This is a genomic window from Propionicimonas sp. (assembly GCF_034927565.1).
GTDB lineage: Bacteria > Actinomycetota > Actinomycetes > Propionibacteriales > Propionibacteriaceae > Propionicimonas.
Genome location: NZ_JAYFPT010000020.1, coordinates 1 through 17,218 on the forward strand (window position 1 = coordinate 1; position 17,218 = coordinate 17,218).

Below are 17,218 nucleotides of genomic sequence, written 5' to 3' on the forward strand. Positions count from 1 at the left end.
ACTGTGCAACCAAGCACTGTTCAGGGCGATCTACATCGACGAGGACAACGACGTGCGCGTCGGCTACCGGAACCCGTATGACGGACTGAGCCTCTCCGGCCTCCACGCCGACGCCCTGAGCTGGGCCGCCGAGGCGAAGAAAATGGGCCAGGCGCGAACCGCGACCAAGGGTGGCCCCTTGGTCGCAAGTTCACACCTGACCCGTTTGGGGTGGCTGACGGGACTTGAACCCGCGGCCGCCTGGACCACAACCAGGAGCTCTACCAACTGAGCTACAGCCACCATGCGCTGTCGGGCGGTCCCGACGGCTGCGACAGTCTAGCGGGTCACCTCGGCATCCTTGAAATCAGCTTCCGGAGTCTCGACCGGTGACGTGCCGGCGTCGGCCGGGGCGCGACCGTGGCCGTTCAGGGTGGAGGTGATGGAACCCTGATGCCGGAACGCGATCTCGCGCAGGTTGCTGGTCGACAGCCCGGGCGGGGTGATGAAGACGGCCTCGCGGTAGTAGCGCAGTTCCTCGATCGACTCGGCGATGTCGGCCAGTGCGCGGTGGTTTCCCGACTTGGACGGCGTGTTGTAGTAAGCCCGCGGGAACCACCGCCGGGCGAGTTCCTTGATGCTCGACACGTCCACGCTGCGGTAGTGGACGTGGCTCTCCAGGGCGGGCATGTCGCGGGCGAGGAAGCTCCGGTCGGTACCCACAGTGTTGCCGGCCAGCGGAGCGCGCCTGGCCTCCGGGACATATTCGCGGACGTAGGCCAGTACCCGCTCCTCGGCCTCGGCCAGGCTGATACCGTGCTCCAGCTCGGGCAGCAGACCCGACTTGTCGTGCATGGTGCGGACGAAGTCGCCCATCTGGTCCAGCGCCTCGGCGGGCGGGCGGATGATCTCGTCGACGCCGTCGCCGAGCACGTTCAGCTCGGCATCGGTCACCAGCGCAGCGACCTCGATGAGCGCGTCGCGGGTCAGATCGAGACCAGTCATCTCGCAGTCGATCCACACCAGGTAGTCAGTCACGCAGGACACTCTATTCCTGAGCTACCAACGACCGTCCGGCCGCTCGACGCGGCACACCCCCGATCTCGTCCCCGCTCGGTTATCGTGGGAGCCAGCGGCGACGATCGCCGTCGCCTGCTCAGGAGGGGTCATGACGAGTCTGCCGGAGCTGGACGGTTTCCAGCCGGATGTGGACGAGAACCTACGGGTGTTCATCGATCGCCTGGTCGCGCAGGGTTACACGGTGGCGGACGGGGACAGCCCCGACCCGCAGCTGATCGACCCCGGTGGCCGGGCGGTGGAGACCTGGCGTGAGGACTACCCCTACGACGAACTGCTCGATCGCGAGAGCTACGAGCACGAGAAGTACCTCCTGCAGATCGAACTGCTGAAGCTGCAGTACTGGGGCCAGGACAACGGCACCCGGCACATCATCTTGTTCGAGGGCCGGGACGCAGCCGGCAAGGGTGGAACGATCAAGCGGTTCACCGAGCACCTCAACCCGCGCGCTGCCCGGGTGGTCGCGCTCACCAAGCCCACGACCACCGAGCAGGGCCAGTGGTACTTCCAGCGGTACATCCGGCACTTCCCGACCGAGGGCGAAATCGTCCTCTTCGACCGCTCCTGGTACAACCGTGCCGGCGTGGAGCGGGTGATGGGGTTCTGCACTGAGCAGCAGTACCAGGTGTTCATGAAGCAGGTGCCCGAGTTCGAGCGGATGATCGTGAACGACGGCATCCACCTGACCAAGTTCTGGTTCTCGGTCACCCAGCGCGAGCAGCGGACGCGGTTCGCGATCCGGCAGATCGACCCCGTCCGGCGCTGGAAGCTCTCGCCGATGGACCTGGAGTCGCTGGGCCGCTGGAGCGACTACAGCGCCGCCAAGGAAGCCATGTTCGCCGGCACCGACACCGACCACGCTCCGTGGATCACCATCCGCTCCAATGACAAGAAACGTGCCCGGCTGAACGCGATCCGCTATTTCCTGAGCCAGTTCGAGTACCAGGACAAGGACCACGCGGTGGTCGACCAGGTGGATCCGCTGATCGTCTCCCGCGCCCGGGACACCGTCGGCGACTGAGTCGCGTCCGGTCTACACGTGTCCGACCCAGTCCGAGGGCCGGGCGATCGCGCGCTCCCGAAGGCCGCGGACGTAGGCCGCCTGGCCGATGTGCTGCGCGGTCTCGACCATCACCGAGACCAGTCGGACGGCGAGGGTCACCGGTGGATCCCACCGGGTGTCGACCACCCGGTCGTAGTCGGATTCACCGAGCCCGGCGAGCACTTGCCGCGACTGCTCGGCAACCGCTGCCGCGTAGTCCACGAGCAGACTGGGGGAGGGGACGTCGAAGGCACCCACCTCTGCCGAGGTCATGCCGTAGCCGTGAGCGGACACCGGGTAGGGCAGGCCGAACCGTCCGGCCCAGTCCGGCCAGATCTGGCCGATCCCGCCCAGATCGGCTAGGTGGTCGTCCTCGACCCGGGTGAGGTGCCAGACCAGCCAGCCGATCGAGTTCGAATCCGGGTCGGGACGCCACAGCACGTCGTCGCGGTCGAGGCCGTCCAGAACGGCCGGGATGAGTTCGTGGACGCGCTCGAGGGAGTCCAGGACGAGATCGGTGGTGGTCATCACCCCATCCTGCCCCGGCTGCCCGCGGCAGACCAGAGTCCCTGCATCGGCGTGGCTGCTGCGGGCGCTACCATCGAGAGGCGCGAGCCCCCATAGCTCAGCGGATAGAGCAGCAGCCTTCTAATCTGACGGTCCCAGGTTCGAGTCCTGGTGGGGGCGCCTTCCGATGCGAACAGTGAGGCGGCTCCACACTCGCCCACTGCGAGGGCCGCCCGCGGCGAGCCCGGTGACTGCTGGGGACGCGGTTCGGCCGAACCGTCCCTGCCGAACCACTATCGAACTGTGCTGGACCCAGTCAGGGTGCGATGGCCCATCGCGCGGCACCGAACAGTGCGGCATCATCAAGGCGCTGGGCGTGAACCACCTCGACAGTCGCCGATGCCGCACTGAACCCGGCGGTCAGCAGTGGTCCGACCACGTCCCAGGACCGCGCAATGGCGCCGCCGACCACGACGAGATCGGCACCGAATCGGCGAACCCAGGGCCCGATGGCTGCGGTCATCGCTTCCAGAGCGGTCTGCCAGACGCTGACGGCGATCGGATCGCCGGCACGGGCCAGGCCTGCGATGTCGATCACGTCGAGATCCTGGCCGGTGGCCTCGGCGTAGGCGCGTCGCAAGGCGCGTCGCGACATCCAGTCCTCCAGATCGCGGCCGGAGTGGGTCAGGACATGGACGAAACCGTCCGGCGGCACCTGATCCCCCGACTTCACCGGGTAGCCGTCAGCGATGAACGTCGAGCCGACTCCGGTCCCCAGTGTCAGGCAGACGACCCGGTGGTGGCCGCGGGCCGCGCCGGCGACGGCCTCGCCGATGCCGAAGGCGTCGGCGTCGTTCAGGAACCGGATCTTTGCAGCAGCCAGCGCTGGCCGCAGCGCTGCGCCGAGGTCGATGCCATTGAGCGCCTCGAACTTCGCGACTCCCTCGAACCGGCCGATACCCCGCTCGTAGTCGAAGGGGCCGGGGATCGCGACCCCCCAGTCAGCCTCGCGATGCGCGGCTATGCTCCGGCCGGCAGCGATGAAGGCGCCGATCAACTCCTCACATCCGGCGATCAGTGGCAGGGACACCTCGTGGCGTTCCTGGACGGTCTGCGCTGCACCGTCCACCAGCGCGGCGGTGATATGGGATCCACCGATCTCAAGGACGGGGATTGCGCACATGGTCACCCCTCCGGCCTAGGCCGCGACTCCCGCCTGGGTTCCGCGGACGGATGCCTTGACCGTGCCGCAGCGTTGGCCGTCCGCAGACCCGTGAGGACTGATCGTGTACGGCCCGACCACCGCCGGGACGATGAACGTCTCTGCGTAGTGCACCACGAACGGCGCGAACGCGCCGGTCGGGCTCTCGACGAGCGCCTCTGCCCCTTCGACCAGGTTCAGGACGTTGACCGTGCCCCCAGTGTGGTGCGGCACCGGTCCGGTGAACCAGTGCCGCCGCACCTCGATGAACTCCAGTTCGTGCAAGCCGGTGCGCTCCTCGACCCAGCCCTCGCCGCGCGTCACCTCGTCGACCCGACCGACCAGATTGCGGGCCGTCCACTCGCTGTCGCGGCTCCACTGGATGTTCGCCTCGGCGTGGTCGATGTTGATCGGCCGGGGCAGGCCGTCCAGCCCCACTCGGCCCCAGTCCCACATCTTGAAGGTGAAGATGAACGGCGTGGCCGAGATCTCCAGCACCATCGAGTTCGACCCGCTGCAGTGCACGGTGCCGGCGGGGATCAGAAAGTGGTCGTGCTTGCGGGCCGGGAACGTGTTGACGTAGCGGTCGGCGTCGAACTGCACGCGTCCGTCCTGGGCCGCTCGCAGGTCGGCCATCATCTGGCCGGCGTCGGCGCCGGTACGCAACCCGAGGTACACCACGGCGTCGTCGGCGGCATCCAGCAGGTAGTAGGACTCATCCTGCGTGTAGGACATGCCGAAGTGGTCCTGGATGTAGCCGGTCAACGGATGCACCTGCAACGACAGGTTGCCCCCGTTCATGGTGTCGAGGAAGTCGAAACGGATCGGGAACTCCGGGCCGAAGCGGGCGTGGGTCAGGGCTCCGAGCAGTTCGACGGGGTGGGCGTGGACGAGGTTGATCGCCGGGATCTCGACGCTGACCTCGCCGATGTCGAGCAGCAGGGAGTTCTCCTCGGGCACGCAGTCGAAACACCAGGCGAAGTTCGGGGTGTCGGCATCCAGGCCGCAGACCTGCCGCATCCACTGCCCGCCCCACACTCCCGGGTCGAAGAACGGCACCACCCGGAACGGACGGACGGTCGCCTCTTGCAGTCCGGCGCGGACCGCGTTGCCGGGGACGAGGACCGCCTCGGCCACCGAAACGGTGGTGTCGAGCAGCAGGTCCATCCGCTGCAGCAGTGGACGCTTGTGCCGGTCGGCGACCCGCCACTCGACGAAGAAGCCGCGCTTGTACTTGCGCAGCACGTCCTCATTGCCGTTGTGGCAACGCCAGTTGGGCATGCCGGCACGCTGGCGTTGCTGGATCTCCCACCGTGGCAGGTCGGCCAGCACGACCAGGTCGGCCGGCACCGGCACCAGCGCCGCCCCCCAACCGACGATCACGACAGGCTGCGCCGAGGTACGCGCCGTGGTGGCGATGCGTTCGAGCCGCTCCGGATCGTAGAACTCGGTCAACTCGGCGTGGCTCATCACGCCGAACACCCGGTCGTCGGTGAGGTTCGCGGCGATCATCTGGTCGATCCGCTGAATCGGCCAGGCAGCCTCCTCCTCGCAGTCGATCACCAGCGCCTCCGGTGCGGTGCGGCGCAGTCGCTCCACAATCGCAGCGACCTCCACGCCCGGGTAGCAGTCAATGACCGTCACCCGGCTATCGAGAATCCGCCTGGTCAACTCCTCCCAGGCCGGGGCGCCCCGGAAGCCGCTGTAGTCGCCGGGAACCCGGATCGACGGCGACTTGTCGTAGCTGGAATGCTGATACGGAATCGACACCGCTCATCCTCTCTGCACGAGCATGTGGCTGGTAACGATATCAGCCCGGCGTCGTTCCGTCACTCTCCAATGAGGGAAGGGAGGTGCGCCGGATGACCGCCGGCAGGGTGACCTTGATGTAGGGGCCGGTTTCGGCGCCATCCAGCCGCCGCAGCAGCATCTGGGCGGACGCCCGTCCGAGTGCTGGCGCGTCATGGTCGACGACCACCAGCGGGTAGGGCATCAACTCGGCCAGGTCGAAATCGTCGAAACTGACCAGCGGGGGCGGGTTCTCGCCGGCGGCTGGCACGAGGACGCGCAGGGCTCCGACCGTCATGCGGTTGGTGGCGGCGAAGTAGGCGTCGGGCGGCTCGGGCAGGGCGAGCAGTTGACGCACGATCGCCTCGGCGCTGGCGCTGTCGGTGGCGTCACGGCGGACGAGTTCGTCGCAGACCCGAACTCCAGCCCGCTCGTGGGCAAGCTGAAAGCCCTCGAATCGGCGAGCTGAGGTGGAGACCGACGCGCCTGCGCCGACAAAGGCCACCCGCCGGTACCCGGCGTCCAGGACGCGGCCTACTCCGGCGAGCGCTCCGCCCACATCGTCCACCATGACCGTGTCTGCTTCGACGCCAGCCAGCGGCCGGGAGGCGATGGAGACCGGGATGCCCAGCTTCTCAGGCGCCAGATGCACGCTCTCGTTGTCGGACGGCACCACGATCAGCCCCTCGATCTGACGGCCGATCATGTCCCGCAGGAGTTCCTTCTCCAGATCGAGGTCGGAGTGCGAGATGCCGACCAGGATGCGCCTCCCGCTGCGACCGATCACCCCCTCGACACCGCTCATCACCCGGGCGTAGTAGGGGTTGGAGATGTTGGTGATGATCACGCCGACCAGGCCGGAGCGCTGTCCGGGGCGGATGGAACGCGCATTCTCGTTGCGTCGGTAGTTCAGCGCGGCGGCGGCAGCCTCCACTTTGCGGCGCAGCGCCGGCCGGACATTTTCACCACCGTTGAGCACCCGGGAGACAGTCATGGTCGAGACGCCGGCCCGCTGGGCGACGTCCCGCAGTGTCGGGCGCCGGGCAGTGGTTTCGGTCACGCGGCCAACCGTAGCGGCTCTGCCATGAGTTGGGCAGGCGCTCCAGCAAAGTCTTGTTATCGTTCCCAAGCCGTGCTAGCGTGCCGCACACCGATACACGATGGAGTGTCGAATGAAGAAGAGCCTGATCGTCCTCGCGGCGGTGACCATCCTCGCCCCGCTGTCATGGGCGGCACCGTCCGCGACTGCCCACAATCGCAGGCCCGAGCCACCGGCTCGTTCCTGCTCGTTGGTCAACCAGACCCTGGTGCCCACAGCGGCCACCGACCAGCAACTGACCAGACAGTTCACCCGTTACGGCAATACCAGCGGCAAGTGGAGTGGCGCTGATTCCAGCTATTCGGTCCGGCTGAAGAGCGGTACGACTGCCTGGCTGTTCTCCGACACCTTCTACGGCCGGGTCAACGCCGACGGTTCGCGTCCGACCGACACCACGTTCATCAACAACTCGATTGTGCTCCAGAAGGGCTCCCGGCTGGAGACGATCACCGGCGGAATGCCCGGGCATCCGGCCGCCATCATTCCGCCTGAGTCGGACACCTCCTGGTACTGGCTCGGCGCGGGCGCGCTGTCGGCGAACGGTAAGACCCTCTATCTGGGGGCACTCAACTTCAGCAAGTTCCCGCCGTACGGCATGTGGGACTTCGGCTGGGACTCCACCTCGATCGCCTCGGTCGACACCCGCACTTGGACGCTGACCAAGCTCACCCCGGCTCCGTCCGACCACGGGGTGCAGTGGGCCTCCTGGTTCCAGCAGGTCGGTGGTCACACCTACATCTACGGGGTGGAGGATCTCGGCCTGGCCAAGTACATGCATGTCGCGCGGGTGCAGGGCAAGGACCTCACCCAGGTGAAGAAGTGGCAGTACTGGACGGGCTCGGGCTGGTCGGCCAAGCCGGCCGACTCCACCCGTGTGATGGCAGGGGTCGGTAACGAGTACTCCGTAACGCCCTTCCGGGACGGCTACCTGCTGGTCACCCAGGACACCAACGAACTGTTCTCCGCCACGGTGCTCGGCTACACCTCCTGCAGCCCCACCGGGCCGTTCGTGAACCCGATCACCCTGTTCGAGATGGCCGAAGTCGGTCCGTCCGGCTCCTACGGCGACCCCGACGTGTTCGCCTACAACGCGCACGTCCACCCTGAACTCAGTAGCAACAGCCGGCTGCTGGTGACCTACAACGTCAACTCCTTCGACAACGTTGGAGACGTCTACAACGACGTCTCCATCTACCGTCCGCGTTTCATCGACGTGGCGATCAAGACCCCCCGCCGCTGACCACACTCCGAACGAAAAGGAACTCTTATGGCTGGCCACTTCCGCTCACTGGCGATCGCGCTCACCGGCGCGGCGCTGGTCCTCACCGCCTGCACGGCGACGCCGTCGACGCCGTCGGCTTCCCCGGAACCCGGCGGTTCGAGTTCGGCTCCGACGATGGAGCCGACAACCCTCAACTTCTTCACCGACAAGGCTGCCTGGGAGCCGAGCTTCGACCAGATGAACGCCGCGTCACAGTCGACCGGCCTCACCCTGAGCTTCACCGGCTACTCCGACCCGACCGCCTATGACGCCTTCATCAAGCAGGCCTTCCAGACCAAGAAGGTTCCCGACCTGTTCACCTGGCACACCGGAGACCAGCTCAAGCAGCTGGTCGACCAAGGGCTGGTGGCCGAGACGACCCAACTGTGGGCCGACGCCACAGCGCAGGGGCTGGTTCCCGATGGACTCATCGACAACTACACCTACGACGGCAAGCAATACTGTGTGCCGCTCAACGTGGCCTACTGGGCGATGTACTACAACAAGCACGTCTTCGCCGACCACGACATTGCCGTCCCCACCACCTGGGACGAGTTGATGGCGGCTGCCCAGAAACTGGTGGACGCCGGCGTCACCCCGTTCCACCAGATGAACTTCATCTTCGAGTTCGTCTGGTTCCAGTCCCTGGTGCTGGGCATCGATCCGGGTGTCTACCGCGGCCTCGGCACTGGTGAGTCCTCCTTCCTGGATCCTGCGGTGGTGCAGGCGATGGAGCTGTGGAAGCAGATGGGCACCAAGGGCTACTTCATCGATCCCGGGGTTCAGACTGACCCGCAGACCCTGCTCTCGACCGGCCAGGTGGCAATGGCCAACTTCGGCACCTTCTTCACCGGCCAGCTGACCGGTATCGACGCGGTCTCAGGCGAGGACTACGGCATCTTCGTGATTCCGTCGGTCAACCCGCAGGTCAAGAACCAGATGGTGCTGGAGACCGCGCCGCTGTGCGCCGGCGCCGGCGCAGAGCACGAAGCGGCCGCGCTGGCCTACAGCGGCTGGTGGTTCACCGACGACGCGCAGACGGTGTGGTCGGACTCCCGCGGCGACGTCTCCTTCAACCCGAATGTGGCGGTGAAGGACCCCGAACTGGCCGCCCTGGTTCAGGCCGCCAACTCGCCCGACGTGGAACTGCAGCCCCGCTTCCTGGAGATGGTGCCGAATGCCGTCTACACCACCGAGGCTGAGGTGATCGGTGACTTCGTGACCAACTGGGGCGACCCGATGGCTGCGTTGAACAAGTTGCAGGCAGCCGCTGACGAACACTGGGGCAAGTAGCCCTCGCCCGAGCCAGGGGACGGTTCCCTGTCCCGGGACGGGGAATCGTCCCCTGGATCCACTCGGGACGGGGAATCGTCCCCTGGCTCACTGGCTCCTCGGGGCCGGGGAACCGTCCCCTGGCTCACTGGTTCACTCAGCTCACCGGAGCACTCGTCCTACCAAAGGCACGCTCATGACAACCACCGCGAGCTTGGCTCGCCCCACGAAATCCCGCAACCCGTTCTCCCGTGCCAGCGTCGGCTTTGTTCTGCCGGCGATGGTGATGGTCGCGATCCTGCTGTATGTCCCGTTCGTCTACACCACGTACCTGTCCTTCACCGAGTTCTCCGGCCTGGGGACGCCCGAGTTCATTGGTGGGGCGAACTACGTCACGGTCTTCACTGACCCCACCATCCTGCGCTCGCTGCTGAACACCGCGATGTGGGTGGTTGGCACGCTGGTGCTGCCGGTCGGCATGGGCCTGCTGCTGGCCGTCCTGGCACACGGCCTCAAGGGGTCGGCCTGGTACCGGCTGCCGTTCCTGCTGCCGTACGCCATCTCCGGTGTCGCGGTGGGTCTGGTCTGGACGTTCATCCTGCAGACTGACGGGGCGCTCACCGAGGCGCTCACGTTCTTCGGCCTGCCCGGCGCGGACGCCCGCTGGCTGCTGGACTGGCCGCTGAACACCATCGTGATGATCATCGCCGCCACCTGGCAGGGGGCCGGCGTCAACGCCCTGCTGTTCGGCATCGGGCTGCAGTCCATTCCCAAGGAGCCGATCGAGGCCGCCCGGATCGACGGGGCTTCCGGCTGGAACCTCTTCCGGTACATCACCTGGCCGATGCTCACCCCGCTGACCACTGTCGTGATCGGCCTGGCGATCGTGGGCTCGCTGAAGACCTTCGACATCGTGTGGGCGATGACCAAGGGCGGTCCGGGGCGGGCCTCGGAGACCCTGGCGCTCACCATGTTCAAGGAGACCTTCACCGAGTACAAGTACGGCCTGGGCGCGGCACTGGCGGTCGTCCTGACCATCGTCACCGTCACCTCGGCGCTGCTCTACCTGCGCCGCCAGCTCGCACCGGCCAAGGAGTTCTGATGGGACAGCTCGTCCGCAAGTCCGTGTTGATCGTGCTGGGCGCGATCTGGCTGGTTCCGGTGTACCTGATGATCGTCAATGCCGGGAAGACCAACGCCGACTACGGCAAGACCTCGCCCTGGCAGCCCACCTCGCTGGGCAGCCTGGTCGACAACGCGGCCACCGCCTGGGACCGTGGCAACCTGCTGGACGGCGTCATCTCGACGCTGATCTATGCGGTCGTGTCACCCTCAATTGCCGCGATCATCGGAGCGATGGCCGGGTTTGCGATCATCGCCTTGAAGTTGCGGCACTCCTTCCTGTGGTTCACGGTCATCTTCTCCTCGACGGTGTTCCCGATCCAGATGGTGCTGATGCCGCTGTTCATCGGCTACGTGCAGCTGGATCTGTACGACACCCGGTTCGGCATGATCCTGCTCTACACCGTCATCTCGGTGCCGTTCAGCGCCTTCGTGATGCGCAACTTCTTCTCCGGCATCGCGCAGCAGGTGTTCGAGGCCGCCGTGATGGACGGCGCCGGCAGCTGGCGGATCTTCTGGCGGATCTACGTCCCGATGTCCTTCCCGGCGCTGGTGGCGATCTTCATCCTGCAGGCCACCTTCATCTGGAACGACCTGCTGCTCGGCCTCACCCTGACCCAGTCGCGGGAGAACCGGCCGATCGTGACGCTGCTCTCGGCCCTGCAGTCGACCTACGGTGGTTCGACCATGCCAGTCGTCCTCGCCGGTGGCTTGCTGGTGTCCCTGCCGACCGTCATCCTCTTCCTCGCCACCCAGCGCAGCTTCACGCGCGGTCTGGCGCTCGGCCAGTTCTAGATCGGAGTTCTCAACCATGGTGCCCAGTTGCGCCGACTTCGCCAGTGCTGTCGTGCTCGATGGCTACGACGACCTGCTCTCCACCGCCGGCCTGACCAATCACCTCGCGGTGACCCAGGTCGAGCACGACGTCACGGCCATCCGCTCGCTGAGCGTCCCGCCGGTCGCCTCGGCGGGAATCCCGACCGCCAAGCTGTACCTGGACGGACGGCTGGCGCAGTCCTTCGGCTGCCCGGTCAGCCATCAGTGGTTCCCCGACCGACACCTGCGCAGCGTGACGATCGACGGACTCGAGATCTCGACGATCACCTTCTGCCCGGTGGACGCCCCGGCGGTCGCGGTCCGGATCACGGTCCGGAACCTGGCCGCGGCGCCCCGGCAGGTCCGGTTCGGGCTCTGGGTGGATTCCACAGCCACCGACTCCGGTGCACCCTGGCTGGCCTGCCCGCCGCCCGCGTCCCCGAACCGGCTCGAGGTGGCCGGCGGTCGGCGGATCGGACGGCCCGTGGCGGGCAACCCCGCGGTGTGCCTGCAAGGGTTGCTGGACGCCGACGGCCGCGAGGTCACCGATCTCAGCGGACGCCAGCACCTCATCGAGTGCACCCTCGACCTGGCGGCCAGCGGCAGCTGGCAGGGTGGTTATGTGATGGTGCTGACCTCCGGCGAGCAGGCCCTGGCGACGGCAGAACGCTGGTATGCCAGCATCACCGCCGATCTGGACGGTCAGCTCGCGGCCGTCCGGCGGTACTGGGACGAGGCGCTGGCGGCGATGTTCACCCCGGGCAACGATCAATTCGGCGGCTCGTTGCCCGTCTTGGAGACCAGCAACGAGGCGCTGCGCACGCTGTACTGGTGGGGTGCGCTCGGGGTGCTGTACTTCCGGCGCGACAATCCCGCCTCGGTGCTGGGCCGCACCTACGACACCCTGATGCCGGCCAACTGGCAGACCACCACCTTCATCTGGGACTACTCGCTGTCCTCACTGGTGCACGCCCTGCTCGACCCCGGGGTGATGGAGCGCCAGATCGCGCACTGGGTGAACCTGGACATCGATCACCACTTCGGGACCGAATGGCTGACCGGCGGACCGGTCGGCTACTGGTACTCGGTCAACCAGTACGCGCTCACCCGGCTGGTGGCCGACTACGTCCGGTTCAGCGGGGACACCGGCTTCCTCGACCGGACGATTCCCGACGTCACCGGCCGTCCGGTGACCATCGGTGATCACGTCCGGGCCTGGGCCTGGTCGTGGCAGGACAAGCGCCGCGGCTCCTACCTGGCCGACTACGGCGAGATCGACAATCTGCTGGAGTGCGTCTCCACCTACGTCCACGAGGTGGCCAGCCTGAACGCGGCCAACGTCTGGGTGATGCGGACGGCCGCCGAACTCTCCCGACTGCAGGGTCGGGACGAGGACGCGGATGCGCTGGAGCAGGCAGCCGCGGAACTGCTGCCCCGGGTGCTGGAGCTCTACCACCCGGGCAGCGGCCACTTCGTGGCGCGCTTCCCCGACGGCACCCGGGTTCCGACCACACACTGCTATGACTACGCCACCGTCGGCACCACCATCGCCGCCGACCTGTCCGGCGAGGTCCGGGCCGAGATGGTCCGGTTCTTCGACACCGAGTTGCGCACCGACAACTGGATGAGCGCGCTGTCCCCTCACGACGTCGACGCCGGCTACTCACTGCGGCCGGATCACCAGTGGAACGGCGCCTACCCGGCCTGGCCGCCGGACAGTGCGCGGGCCACCATCGCGCTGGGCCGCCCTGACATCGTCGCAGCGTGGCTCCCCGGTCTGGCACGGTCGGCCAACCAGGGTCCGCCCGGCCAGGCCCACTTCATCGAGGAAGCCGTGCCGGGCATCGACGGCGGTGCCCGCAAGGCCCCCAACTACGAGCCCTACATCACCGACTGGGCCTGCTCATCGGCCGGGGCGTTCTGCGAGTTGGTGATCGACGCGATCTTCGGACTCCGGGTGGGAGTCGACGGTCGGGTCACCGCACAGGGTCACCTGGCCGAGTTCGATCCGCAGGCGGTGTTGCGGGGAGTGCCCATCCGTGGCGAACTCTGGGACATCGACGCCCAGGGGGCACGGCCGGCCCGGGCTGGGTGATCGGCAGGGCCAGGGACGGCCTGCGGTGATGCCAGTCCGTGACGGTGGCTGACGGCACCGGTGCCGGGTCGGCACGGCAGCCGGGCAGCTTCCGCGGACATCGTGGTGAGCTGCCGCCGGTTGCGGGCAGCTCGCGAGTAGCGTGAAGTTCCATGAGCGCTCAGCCCGATGCGACAGATCCGTCCGCCGCGCTTTCCGCGCACTGGATCCCGGTGCGTCCCCGGCTCGTCCTGGCCAGCGCCTTCATGCTCTTCCTGGAGCTGGCGCTGATCCGCTGGACGGGCTCCAACATCGTCCACCTGAGCTACTTCACCAACTTCGTGCTGCTGGGCTCCTTCCTGGGCATCGGCCTGGGCTTCATGCGGATCGGACGGACGCGGCGGCTGCCCTACTACTCGCCGATCGTCCTGGCGCTGCTGGTGGTCACGGTGCTGGTCTTCCCGGTGACCGTCGACCGCTCGGCCGAGGGCATCATCTACTTCACCAGCCTGTCCACCTCCGGCCCGCCGGCCTGGGTGATCCTGCCGATCGTCTTCATCGCCGCGGCGATCACCCTGATGGGTCCGGCGGAACTCGTCGCCCGCTGTTTCCCGCAGCTGAAGCGGCTGGAGGCCTACCGCTACGACCTGATCGGCAGTCTCACCGGCATCACCACGTTCACGCTGCTGTCCTTCCTCAGCGCCCCGCCGCTGGCCTGGGGCTGCGTGGTGGCGGTCGCCTACGTCGTGCTGCTCTGGCCGCGGAAGCTGTCCCAGCAGCTGCTGGTCGGCATTCCGGCGATCGTGGTGGTCGGGGCGCTCGCGGTGGAGTCGTTCACCGCCGGCGCGCTGTGGTCGCCGTACTACAAGGTCACCTACGCCAGCTTTGACTACCGCGGGGTGCCCGTGCTCGACATCTCGGTCAACGGCATCCCGCACCAGCAGGCCACCCCGGCCGAGGCGCGGCTGCAGTGGGAGGGTCAGTATGCGCTGCCGTACGAGCGTGCGGTGTCGGCCCGGACGAACAGTCTGGACAACGTCCTGATCGTCGGCGCCGGTAGCGGGACGGACGTCGCGATCGCGCTGCTGAAGGGCGCCAAGCACATCGACGCCGTCGAGATCGACCCCACGCTGCGCGAACTCGGCGGACGGCTGCACCCCGACCGTCCCTATGACGATCCACGGGTGACCACCACGATCACCGACGGGCGGGCCTTCCTGGAACGCACCGACACCACCTACGACCTGATCCTGTTCGCCCTGCCCGACTCCCTCACCCTGGTCTCGGGCGCCAGTTCGCTGCGGCTGGAGAGCTACCTGTTCACCACGGAGGCGCTGACCGCTGCCCGTGACCACCTCAGGCCCGGTGGCGCCTTCTCGATGTACAACTACTACCGCGAGCAGTGGCTGGTCGATCGCCTGGCGCTGACCGCGCAGACCGCCTTCGGCCATCCCCCCTGCGTGGACGACATCAACGGCACCCACCAGGCGGTGATCACCGCCGGACTGACCGCGGCCGACCAGACCTGCGGCGAGCCGTGGCCGGGCGCGGCGGCGGGCACGCCGCAGCCGGTGGACGACGACCGTCCCTTCCTCTACCTGTTCGGGCAGGAGATACCGTCGCTCTACCTGATCACCCTGGGGCTGATCCTGCTGGTCAGTGCGCTGGCGGTGCGCGGCCTGGGCGGGCCCTACCGGCAGATGCGTCCCTATCTCGACCTGTTCCTGCTGGGCGCCGGCTTCCTGCTGCTGGAGACCAAGAACATCACCGGCTTCGCGCTGCTCTTCGGTACCACCTGGCTGGTCAACGCGATCGTTTTCGCCGGGGTGCTGGTCGCCGTCCTGCTGGCCGTCGAGATCACCCAGCGATTCCGAACCCCGCCGCTGCAGGTGATGTACGGGGTGCTGCTGGCCGGGCTGGTCCTCGGCTGGGTGGTGCCAAACTCGTGGCTGCTCAGCCTGCCGGTAGTGCCGCGGGCGATCCTCGCGGTCATCGTTGCCTTCCTGCCGATCTTCGCCGCGAACGTCGTCTTCGCCAAACGCTTCTCGCAGACTGACGACGCCACCGGTGCCTTCGGGGCGAACCTGCTGGGGTCGGTGGTCGGCGGCTGCCTGGAGTACCTCTGCCTGCTGGTCGGCTACCGGGGGCTGCTGGTGGTGGCAGGGCTGCTCTATCTGGGTGCCTTCCTGCTGCTGCCGAAGAGCGCCCGGCAGCGGACCTGAGCCCGATCCGGAGCAACCCGGGGCGGGTGGCCTCAGCAGGTGACATCAGCATTTGTTGACAAAGGGTCGCTACCCCAGCTTGAGGGTTGGGCCCGACCTCGCCGGCAAAGCACCCAGCCGGCCTCGCCTGAACCCTAAGCTGACCCCGAACGGGGGACAGATGAAAGGGTTTGCACAGCGTCTGGTCTTCGCCGGCGCGGTGGATGCTGACCGGATGACGGCCGCACTGGCGCAGTTCGGTGACACCGAGGAGCTGCGGCGGCATCTGGTGGCGACCCATGTGGTCACCGAGGTTCAGCTTGCCCAGGCGGTTGCCGCCCAGACCGGGTACGAGTTCTACGACCTGGCCAACGTCCAGCTCGACACCGCCATCACCTCCCTGGTGTCCGGGGCGCTGTGCCGCAAGTACCAGCTGATCCCGATCGAGCGCCGCGCCGCCGACCGGTACCCGGCGCCACGGCGCACCTGGGAGGACTCGGTCACCGAGGTCGACACCGAGGTGCTGCTGGTCGGCATGGTCGACCCGACCGACATCCTCGCCATCGACGATGTCGCCAGCGTGACCGATCTGAGCGTCGAACCCGTGGTGGTGGCGCAGGATGCACTCGCCCAGGCGTTCGAGCGCTATCTGCGTTCGGACGAGGAACTGAACGACCTCTCCACCATGCTGGAGGAGGATGCTGCCTCGGACGCCCCCTTCGTCGAGGTGTCGGAGGCCGGCGCCAGCGATGCACCCGTCGTCCGGTTCGTGAACCTGCTGATCGCCCAGGCCGTCAACGACCGGGCCAGCGACATCCACATCGAGCCGGGGGAGCGGGAGCTCACCGTCCGGTTCCGGATCGACGGGGTGCTGCACGAGATGCAGCGGGCCGACCGGGCCATCCAGGACGGCATCATCTCCCGGCTGAAGATCATGGCGAATATCGACATCGCCGAACGGCGGCGTCCGCAGGACGGCCGGATCTCGATCGTGCACGAGGGCCGCCCGATCGACCTGCGGGTGGCGTCACTGCCCACGGTGTGGGGCGAGAAGATCGTGATGCGCATCCTCGACACGTCCGGGCACTCACTGACCCTGGACGACCTCGAGCTCTCGCCGCTGAACCGGGATCGGTTCAATCGGGCGATCAAGCGTCCACACGGCATGGTGCTGGTCACCGGACCCACCGGCTCGGGCAAGTCCACCACACTGCACGCCGCGCTCAACATCGTCGCGACCCCGACGGTGAACGTGATCACCATCGAGGATCCGGTCGAGTACCGGATGAAGGGCGTCAGCCAGATCCAGGTCAACCACAAGGCCGGGCTCACCTTCCAGTCGGCGTTGCGTTCGGTGCTGCGCGCCGACCCCGATGTGGTGCTGGTGGGCGAGATCCGTGACCAGGAGACGGCGATCATCTCGATCGAGGCGGCCCTCACCGGCCACCTCGTGCTGTCCTCGCTGCACACCAACGACGCTCCCAGCGCGCTCACCCGGCTGGTGGAGATCGGCGCCGAGCCCTATCTGGTGGGCACTGCGCTCTCGCTGGCAATGGCCCAGCGGCTGGCCCGCCGGCTGTGCGTGCGCTGCAAGGAACCGCGGAAGGTCGATCCGGACCTGTTGCGGAGCGTCGGCTTCCCGTACGACCCGGCCGATCCGCCCCAGCTCTACAAGGCGGTGGGTTGTCAGGTCTGCTCGGGGACCGGGTACCGCGGACGGCTGGCGCTGCACGAGGTCATGGAGGTGACCGAGGAGATCGAGCAGATGGTGGTGCGCAA

13 protein-coding genes and 2 tRNA genes are annotated in these 17,218 nt (G+C 67.3%); 9 read left to right on the top strand and 6 right to left on the bottom strand.

The window, feature by feature from the left end:
* Nucleotides 1-206: 206 nt before the first annotated feature.
* A tRNA-His gene (locus VB080_RS05600) sits at nt 207-282 on the bottom strand.
* A gap of 36 nt (nt 283-318) precedes the next feature.
* Nucleotides 319-1,017 carry an oligoribonuclease gene (gene orn, locus VB080_RS05605; RefSeq protein WP_323417453.1) on the bottom strand — a complete coding sequence of 233 codons (699 nt, stop codon included), beginning with the start codon at nt 1,015-1,017 and terminating at the stop codon, nt 319-321.
* A gap of 130 nt (nt 1,018-1,147) precedes the next feature.
* Between orn and ppk2 the strand changes: the two genes are divergently transcribed.
* Nucleotides 1,148-2,077 (top strand): polyphosphate kinase 2, encoded by a 930-nt coding sequence (ppk2, locus tag VB080_RS05610; RefSeq protein WP_323417454.1) that lies wholly within the window; start codon nt 1,148-1,150, stop codon nt 2,075-2,077.
* 12 nt (nt 2,078-2,089) lie between these two features.
* Here ppk2 and VB080_RS05615 read toward each other — a convergent pair whose 3' ends face one another.
* Complete coding sequence (locus tag VB080_RS05615; protein ID WP_323417455.1) at nt 2,090-2,626, bottom strand: mycothiol transferase; 537 nt, start codon at nt 2,624-2,626, stop codon at nt 2,090-2,092.
* An 86-nt stretch (nt 2,627-2,712) separates the two neighbouring features.
* On the opposite strand from VB080_RS05615, the gene VB080_RS05620 reads away from it, so the two are divergent.
* Nucleotides 2,713-2,785 (top strand) — tRNA-Arg (locus tag VB080_RS05620).
* Between the two features lie 136 nt (nt 2,786-2,921).
* Here the strand turns inward: VB080_RS05620 and VB080_RS05625 are convergent.
* Genes VB080_RS05625 through VB080_RS05635 form a run of 3 tightly spaced genes read right to left on the bottom strand, consistent with a single transcriptional unit; the run spans nt 2,922 to nt 6,654 of the window.
* The gene (locus VB080_RS05625; RefSeq protein ID WP_323417456.1) at nt 2,922-3,788 is read right to left on the bottom strand and encodes an ROK family protein; all 867 of its coding nucleotides are present in this window, start codon (nt 3,786-3,788) and stop codon (nt 2,922-2,924) included.
* Between the two features lie 15 nt (nt 3,789-3,803).
* Entirely contained in the window at nt 3,804-5,576 is a 1,773-nt protein-coding gene (locus VB080_RS05630) for a class I mannose-6-phosphate isomerase (protein WP_323417457.1), read from the bottom strand.
* Between the two features lie 40 nt (nt 5,577-5,616).
* The gene (locus VB080_RS05635; protein WP_323417458.1) at nt 5,617-6,654 is read right to left on the bottom strand and encodes a LacI family DNA-binding transcriptional regulator; all 1,038 of its coding nucleotides are present in this window, start codon (nt 6,652-6,654) and stop codon (nt 5,617-5,619) included.
* A gap of 112 nt (nt 6,655-6,766) precedes the next feature.
* Here VB080_RS05635 and VB080_RS05640 point away from each other — a divergent pair, with 112 nt between their 5' ends.
* The 7 genes from VB080_RS05640 to VB080_RS05670 all read left to right on the top strand — a co-directional run.
* Nucleotides 6,767-7,933, top strand: a complete 1,167-nt coding sequence (locus VB080_RS05640; protein WP_323417459.1) for a DUF4185 domain-containing protein — start codon at nt 6,767-6,769, stop codon at nt 7,931-7,933.
* Nucleotides 7,934-7,960: 27 nt separating this feature from the next.
* On the top strand, nt 7,961-9,247 hold the full coding sequence (locus tag VB080_RS05645) for an ABC transporter substrate-binding protein (protein ID WP_323417460.1): 1,287 nt from the start codon (nt 7,961-7,963) through the stop codon (nt 9,245-9,247).
* Nucleotides 9,248-9,422: 175 nt separating this feature from the next.
* Nucleotides 9,423-10,328 carry a sugar ABC transporter permease gene (locus VB080_RS05650; protein ID WP_323417461.1) on the top strand — a complete coding sequence of 302 codons (906 nt, stop codon included), beginning with the start codon at nt 9,423-9,425 and terminating at the stop codon, nt 10,326-10,328.
* Nucleotides 10,328-11,143 carry a carbohydrate ABC transporter permease gene (locus VB080_RS05655; RefSeq protein WP_323417462.1) on the top strand — a complete coding sequence of 272 codons (816 nt, stop codon included), beginning with the start codon at nt 10,328-10,330 and terminating at the stop codon, nt 11,141-11,143. The genes VB080_RS05650 and VB080_RS05655 overlap by 1 nt, the downstream gene beginning before the upstream one ends.
* Before the next feature lie 16 nt (nt 11,144-11,159).
* A complete protein-coding gene (locus tag VB080_RS05660; RefSeq protein WP_323417463.1) occupies nt 11,160-13,259 on the top strand; it encodes a hypothetical protein in 2,100 nt (699 codons plus the stop codon).
* Between the two features lie 152 nt (nt 13,260-13,411).
* Nucleotides 13,412-15,460, top strand: coding sequence for a spermidine synthase (locus VB080_RS05665; RefSeq protein WP_323417464.1), 2,049 nt, complete (start codon nt 13,412-13,414; stop codon nt 15,458-15,460).
* A gap of 160 nt (nt 15,461-15,620) precedes the next feature.
* Nucleotides 15,621-17,218: GspE/PulE family protein (locus VB080_RS05670; RefSeq protein WP_323417465.1), on the top strand; the 1,598-nt coding region annotated here is incomplete at its 3' end.